General features: G+C 70.9%; 6 protein-coding genes. All 6 read left to right on the forward strand.

What is annotated here, in order from left to right:
- Window positions 1–63: 63 nt before the first annotated feature.
- Window positions 64–1530, forward strand: a complete 1467-nt coding sequence (gene eccD, locus ACZ53N_RS07460) for a type VII secretion integral membrane protein EccD (RefSeq protein WP_469139969.1) — start codon at window positions 64–66, stop codon at window positions 1528–1530.
- A 245-nt stretch (window positions 1531–1775) separates the two neighbouring features.
- Complete coding sequence (rpsO, locus tag ACZ53N_RS07465; protein ID WP_130880217.1) at window positions 1776–2063, forward strand: 30S ribosomal protein S15; 288 nt, start codon at window positions 1776–1778, stop codon at window positions 2061–2063.
- A 275-nt stretch (window positions 2064–2338) separates the two neighbouring features.
- The gene (locus ACZ53N_RS07470; RefSeq protein WP_469139970.1) at window positions 2339–4555 is read left to right on the forward strand and encodes a polyribonucleotide nucleotidyltransferase; all 2217 of its coding nucleotides are present in this window, start codon (window positions 2339–2341) and stop codon (window positions 4553–4555) included.
- A complete protein-coding gene (locus ACZ53N_RS07475) occupies window positions 4552–5931 on the forward strand; it encodes a M16 family metallopeptidase (protein WP_469139971.1) in 1380 nt (459 codons plus the stop codon). Before ACZ53N_RS07470 ends, ACZ53N_RS07475 begins: the two co-directional genes overlap by 4 nt.
- A 78-nt stretch (window positions 5932–6009) precedes the next feature.
- Complete coding sequence (gene dapB, locus ACZ53N_RS07480; protein WP_469139972.1) at window positions 6010–6762, forward strand: 4-hydroxy-tetrahydrodipicolinate reductase; 753 nt, start codon at window positions 6010–6012, stop codon at window positions 6760–6762.
- A 5-nt stretch (window positions 6763–6767) separates the two neighbouring features.
- Window positions 6768–7217, forward strand: coding sequence for a tetratricopeptide repeat protein (locus ACZ53N_RS07485; RefSeq protein WP_469139973.1), 450 nt, complete (start codon window positions 6768–6770; stop codon window positions 7215–7217).
- Window positions 7218–7388: the final 171 nt, after the last annotated feature.

Below are 7388 nucleotides of genomic sequence, written 5' to 3' on the forward strand. Positions count from 1 at the left end.
GACACGGTCACGCACGTGAAGCGGCACCGCGAACCAGCACCGCGAACCAGGGGGACACCAAAGGTGAGTACGTCCGCTACGACAGGCTTCTGCAGGGTGACCGTCGTCGCGCCGGACAGCCGGATCGACGTCGCCCTCCCCGAGGACATCGCCGTCGCCGACGTCTACCCCGAGCTCCTGCGGCTGACCGGACAGACCCAGGCCCCCGGCACCCCCACCGGCTATCACCTCGTACGCCGCGACGGCACCGTCCTCGAAGGCGCCCGCACCCTCGCCGCCCAGCGCGTCCTGGACGGGGAACTCCTCGCGCTGCGCCCCTTCGCCGACTCGCTGCCGCCCGCCGTCCACGACGACGTCTCCGACGCCGTGGCCGCCGCCGTCACCCGCGACCGCGCCCTCTGGGACGACCGGCTGCTGCGCGTCGGCGGCCTGTGGGGCGGCGCGCTGCTGCTCGTCCTGCTGGCCTTCGCCCTCTGGTCCGCCGACCCGCTCCGCCACGACACCCACGGTCTGCCGGGCATCGTCGCCGGCGCCGTCGGTCTCTTCCTGACGGCGTTCGCCGGTGTCCGGGCGCGGGTCTACGACGACCGCGGCTCCGCCGTCGCCCTCGGCCTGGCCGCCCTGCCGCACCTGATGGCCGCCGGAGCCGGCGTGCTGCCCCCGGGGGCGGGCGAGGGCGTCGGCCGGCTCCAGTTCCTGCTCGGCTGTGTCGCCGTCCTCGTCGGCTCCGTCGTCCTCGTCGCCGCGCTGCCCTCCGGCGACGCCCCCTTCGTCGCCGCCGTCGTCGCCTCCGCCACCGGCACCCTCGCCACCTTCTGCGCGATCCTCACCGAAGCCGGACCCACGGCCGTCGCCGCCGTCTGCGCCGCTGTCGCCCTCGGCGCCGTCGCCTTCCTGCCGGGCCTCTCCGCCCGCGTCGCCCGGCTGCCCATCGGCTACGCCGCGCCCCGCTCCACGGTCGGCGACGACCTCGACACCCCGCCCGGCGGCCACACCTCCGAGCCCGTCGACGCCGAGCGCATCGCCGCCCAGGCCCGCCGCGGCCATGAACTGCTGCTCGGCCTCGTCGGTGGCTGCTCGGCCGTCGTCGTCGGCTCGGCCGCGGTCCTCGGCTTCTCCGCCGACCCCTGGGCCCAGGCCCTCGCCCTGGCCGCCGGGGCGGCGACGCTGCTGCGCGCCCGTCTCTTCCGCTACACCGCGCAGGTCACCACCGTCCTCGCCGCCGGGCTCGGCGCTCTTGCCCTGCTGGTCCTCGGCCTGTCCCTGAACCCGCCCGCCGCGGCTGTCCGCGCCCTCGCCGACCACGACGGCGGCCCGCTCGACATCCGCACGGTCTGGCTCGCCGCCGCCGTCACCGCCGGCGCCGCTCTGCTCACCGGCATCGCACTGATCGTCCCCAGCAAGGGCCTGTCACCCTTTTGGGGGCGGCTCTCCGATATTTTTGAGAGCGCCCTCCTGCTCTCCCTCGTCCCGCTGTGCCTCGCCGTCCTTGACGTGTACGCCACGGTTCGGGGTCTGACCAGCTCATAAGGGACGGGATACGGCCCTCGCAGGGTGCGGGACGCGGACCGGGACGGACCAGGACGACCCCGTCCGGGGCCGCGGTGCCCGGCTGGTACTGTGTGTAGTGGCCGTTTGTGTACGCGCCTCCGGACCGCCCGTAAGGGCTTCTGGGGACAGCGCCCAGCGGACCTCGCCTCCCGAGTCACGGAAGCTCCCCTGAGATCAAGACCAGGGGCACTCGGCGGCTGAAACTGAGAATTTGAGGAGTACGCGTGTCGCTCGACGCCGCTACGAAGAAGCAGATCATGACCGAGTTCGCCACCAAGGAGGGCGACACCGGCTCCCCCGAGGTCCAGGTCGCGATGCTCACCCGCCGCATCTCGGACCTGACCGAGCACCTCAAGACGCACAAGCACGACCACCACTCCCGCCGTGGTCTGCTGCTCCTGGTCGGCCAGCGTCGCCGCCTTCTGCAGTACCTGGCCAAGAAGGACATCACGCGCTTCCGCGCCCTGGTCGAGCGCCTCGGCATCCGCCGCGGTGCCGCGGGCGCCAAGTAAGACATCGTGAAGGGAGCGGTTCCCACATCTGGGGGCCGCTCCCTTCGCGTATCTCGTGGGACCCGGAAGCTTTGTAGTCTGGTCCCACAACGGAACAACGACAGAACAGCATGACGGAGGAGGCGCCGGCCTCGCCGCCGGTCCTCGGTAGTGGCCCCCGGAACAGGGATTCCGGGCGCTTCGATCGAAGACCGGCCCGCACAGAGCAAGCCGCGGCGCCCCTCCACCAACGTCCCCGCCACACGGGCAGGGACGCAGACGAGGAGATATCACTGGTGGAGAACGAGACCCACTACGCCGAAGCCGTCATCGACAACGGCACCTTCGGCACCCGCACCATCCGCTTCGAGACGGGCCGCCTGGCCAAGCAGGCCGCCGGCTCCGCCGTGGCGTACCTGGACGACGACACCATGGTGCTGTCGGCCACCACCGCTTCGAAGAAGCCCAAGGACCAGCTGGACTTCTTCCCCCTGACGGTCGACGTCGAGGAGCGCCAGTACGCGGCCGGCAAGATCCCCGGCTCGTTCTTCCGTCGTGAGGGCCGCCCCTCCGAGGACGCGATCCTCACCTGCCGCCTGATCGACCGCCCGCTGCGCCCCTCCTTCAAGAAGGGCCTGCGCAACGAGATCCAGATCGTCGAGACGATCATGGCGCTCAACCCCGACCACCTGTACGACGTGGTCGCCATCAACGCCGCCTCCTGCTCCACGCAGCTCGCGGGCCTGCCCTTCTCCGGTCCGATCGGCGCCACCCGCGTGGCCCTGATCAAGGGCCAGTGGGTGGCGTTCCCGACCCACACCGAGCTCGAGGACGCCGTCTTCGACATGGTCGTGGCCGGTCGCGTCCTCGAGGACGGCGACGTCGCGATCATGATGGTCGAGGCCGAGGCCACCGAGAAGACCGTCCAGCTGGTGGCGGACGGCGCCGAGGCCCCGACCGAAGAGGTCGTCGCCGCCGGTCTCGAGTCGGCGAAGCCGTTCATCAAGGTCCTGTGCCGCGCCCAGTCCGAGCTCGCGGCCAAGGCCGCCAAGCCCGAGGGCGAGTTCCCGGTCTTCCTGGACTACCAGGACGACGTCTTCGAGGCGCTCTCCGCCGCGGTCACCGCGGAGCTCTCGCAGGCGCTCACCATCGCCGGCAAGCAGGACCGCGAGACCGAGCTGGACCGCGTCAAGGAGCTCGCCGCGGAGAAGCTCCTCCCGGCCTTCGAGGGCCGCGAGAAGGAGATCTCCGCCGCGTACCGTTCGCTGACCAAGAAGCTGGTCCGCGAGCGCGTCATCAAGGACAAGGTCCGCATCGACGGCCGTGGCGTCACGGACATCCGTACGCTCGCCGCCGAGGTCGAGGCCATCCCGCGCGTGCACGGCTCGGCGCTGTTCGAGCGTGGCGAGACCCAGATCCTGGGCGTCACCACCCTCAACATGCTCCGCATGGAGCAGCAGCTGGACACCCTCTCCCCGGTGACCCGCAAGCGCTACATGCACAACTACAACTTCCCGCCGTACTCCGTCGGCGAGACCGGCCGCGTCGGTTCGCCGAAGCGCCGCGAGATCGGCCACGGCGCCCTGGCCGAGCGGGCCATCGTGCCCGTGCTGCCGTCGCGCGAGGAGTTCCCCTACGCGATCCGTCAGGTGTCCGAGGCCCTCGGCTCCAACGGCTCGACCTCCATGGGCTCGGTCTGCGCCTCCACCATGTCGCTGCTGAACGCCGGTGTGCCCCTCAAGGCCCCCGTCGCCGGTATCGCCATGGGTCTGATCTCCCAGGAGATCGACGGCAAGACGCACTACGTCGCCCTCACCGACATCCTCGGTGCGGAGGACGCGTTCGGTGACATGGACTTCAAGGTCGCCGGCACCAAGACCTTCGTCACCGCGCTCCAGCTCGACACCAAGCTCGACGGCATCCCCGCCTCGGTCCTGGCCGCCGCGCTGAAGCAGGCCCGCGACGCGCGCCTCCACATCCTCGATGTGATGAACGAGGCCATCGACGTCCCGGACGAGATGTCCCCGAACGCCCCGCGGATCATCACCGTCAAGATCCCGGTGGACAAGATCGGTGAGGTCATCGGCCCCAAGGGCAAGATGATCAACCAGATCCAGGAGGACACCGGCGCCGACATCACGATCGAGGACGACGGCACCATCTACATCGGTGCCGCCGACGGCCCGGCCGCCGAGGCCGCCCGCGCCACGATCAACAGCATCGCCAACCCGACCATGCCGGAGGTCGGCGAGCGCTACCTGGGTACGGTCGTCAAGACCACCACCTTCGGTGCCTTCGTCTCCCTCATGCCGGGCAAGGACGGCCTGCTGCACATCTCGCAGATCCGCAAGCTCGCCGGTGGCAAGCGCGTGGAGAACGTCGAGGACGTGCTCGGCGTCGGCGCCAAGGTCCAGGTCGAGATCGCCGAGATCGACCAGCGCGGCAAGCTCTCGCTGATCCCGGTCATCGAGGGCGAGGACGGCGACGAGGCTAAGGACGAGTCCGCCAAGTGACGTCCCGTAGTACACGGAAGACGGCCCGCACCTCTTCGGAGGGGCGGGCCGTCGCCCGTACCCAAACGCTTCTCAAGGGCGAGAACGGCATCGGCACGGTCCGCAGGACCACCCTCCCCGGTGGCCTGCGCATCGTCACCGAGACCCTGCCGTCCGTGCGCTCCGCGACCTTCGGCATCTGGGCCAACGTCGGCTCCCGCGACGAGACCCCGACCCTCAACGGCGCCACGCACTATCTGGAGCACCTGCTCTTCAAGGGCACCTCCAAGCGCAGCGCGCTCGACATCTCCTCCGCCATCGACGCAGTCGGCGGCGAGATGAACGCGTTCACGGCGAAGGAGTACACCTGCTATTACGCACGTGTCCTCGACACCGATCTGCCGCTGGCCATCGACGTCGTCTGTGACATGCTCACCGGCTCGCTCATCGAGGCCTCGGACGTCGACGCCGAGCGCGGCGTGATCCTCGAAGAGATCGCGATGACCGAGGACGACCCCGGCGACTGCGTGCACGACCTGTTCGCGCACACCATGCTGGGCGACACGCCGCTGGGCCGCCCGGTGCTCGGCACGGTCGACACGATCAACGCCCTCACCCGCGACCAGATCGCCCGCTTCTACAAGAAGCACTACGACCCGACCCACCTGGTCGTGGCCGCCGCGGGCAACGTCGACCACGCCAAGGTCGTCCGCCAGGTGCGCGCCGCGTTCGAGAAGGCCGGTGCCCTCTCCCGCACGGACGCCGTGCCGGTCGACCCGCGCGCGGGCACTCGCACGATCCGCACCGCGGGCCGCGTGGAGCTGCTGGGCCGCAAGACCGAGCAGGCGCACGTCGTCCTCGGCATGCCGGGCCTGGCCCGCACCGACGAGCGTCGCTGGGCGCTCGGCGTGCTCAACACCGCCCTCGGCGGTGGCATGAGCTCGCGGCTCTTCCAGGAGGTCCGGGAGAAGCGCGGACTCGCCTACTCCGTCTACTCCTACACCTCGGGCTTCGCCGACTGCGGCCTCTTCGGCGTCTACGCCGGCTGCCGCCCGAGCCAGGTCCACGACGTCCTCAAGATCTGTCGCGACGAGCTGCACAAGGTCGCGACCGAGGGGCTCAGCGACGAGGAGATCACCCGCGCCGTCGGGCAGCTCTCCGGCTCCACGGTCCTCGGGCTGGAGGACACGGGCGCGCTGATGAACCGCATCGGCAAGAGCGAGCTGTGCTGGGGCGAGCAGATGTCGGTCTCCGACATGCTGACGCGCATCTCGGCCGTCACCCCGGACGAGATCCGGGAAGTGGCCCGCGATGTACTGGGACAGCGTCCTTCGCTGTCCGTCATCGGCCCGCTGAAGGACAAGCAGGCGGCCAGGCTCGACGCGGTCGTGGCCTGACGCTCCTGACAGATCCCGTCTGATTCCGACTGGTCCTGAGTGATCCTTAGGGATCATTGAGAGAAGGAAGCACCAAGGATGAGCAAGCTGCGCGTGGCGGTCATCGGCGCCCAGGGCCGGATCGGCTCCGAGGCCGTACGAGCCGTCGAAGCCGCCGCCGACATGGAGCTGGTGGCCGCGCTGGGCCGGGGCGACAAGCTCGACACGCTGACCGGGGCGGGCGCCCAGGTCGCCGTCGAGCTGACCCACCCCGACTCGGTCATGGACAACCTCGAGTTCTGCGTCGCCCACGGCATCCACGGGGTGGTCGGCACCACCGGCTGGACCGACGACCGCCTCGCCCGGCTGACCGGCTGGCTCGACGCCAAGCCGGGCACCGGCGTGCTCATCGCCCCGAACTTCTCCATCGGGGCCGTGCTGACCATGGCCTTCGCCCAGCAGGCGGCCCGCTTCTTCGAGTCGGTCGAGGTCGTCGAGCTGCACCACCCGAACAAGGCCGACGCCCCTTCCGGCACCGCCACCCGTACCGCGCAGCTCATCGCGGCGGCGCGGCGGGAGGCGGGCTGCGCCCCGCAGCCCGACGCCACCACGACCGCCCTGGACGGCGCGCGCGGCGCGGACGTCGACGGGGTGCCGGTGCACTCGGTGCGGCTGCGCGGGCTGCTGGCCCACCAGGAGGTGCTGCTCGGTGACACCGGCGAGACGCTGACCATCCGGCACGACTCGCTGCACCACAGCTGCTTCATGCCGGGCATCCTGCTCGGCGCGCGGCGCGTGGTGGACACCCCGGGCCTGACCTTCGGGCTGGAACACTTCCTGGATCTGGGCTGAGAACCGTGCGCGCAAAGATCGTCTATTTCGCCCTGGCCGCCGTCCTGGTCGCCTACTTCGTCCTGGTCGGCAGCCGCGGCGTCATGCTCATCCAGCAGGGCACCCTGCTCACGGTCGCCTTCGGCGTCTCCGTGCTGGTCCTGCCGTTCATCGGTGCCTGGTTCCTGTACCAGACCACCAAGTTCGCGCGCGCGGCCGACCGGCTGGCGCGGGAGCTGGACGCGGAGGGCGGTCTGCCGGTCGACGAGCTGGTACGGACCCCGAGCGGCCGTATCGACCGCGACTCCGCGGACGAGGTCTTCGCCCGTCGCCGGGCCGAGACCGAGGACGCCCCGGGTGACTGGCGCTCGTGGTTCCGGCTCGCCGTGGCCTACCACGACGCCCGTGACACCCCGCGGGCCCGCAAGGCCATGCAGCGGGCGATCGCCCTGCATGGGGGCACCTCCCAGCGGTAGCTGGGGGAGGGAAGCCGGTCGGCGTCGAGGCGTAGGCCGTCGCCATCGTGTTCTCAAACGCGGGGGGGGGGGGGGGGGGGGGGGGGGGGGGGGGGGAGGGGCGGTGGGGGGGGGGGGGAGGGGGACCCGCTGGGGGTGGGGGGGGTGCTTCTTGTGTTGGTCTCTCCCAGC

This window comes from Streptomyces sp. NPDC033229, from assembly GCF_055576875.1.

Bases quoted from the DNA above. Each gene is read 5' to 3' on its own strand.
- dapB (WP_469139972.1), top strand. From the start codon at position 6,010: ATGAGCAAGCTGCGCGTGGCGGTCATCGGCGCCCAGGGCCGGATCGGC.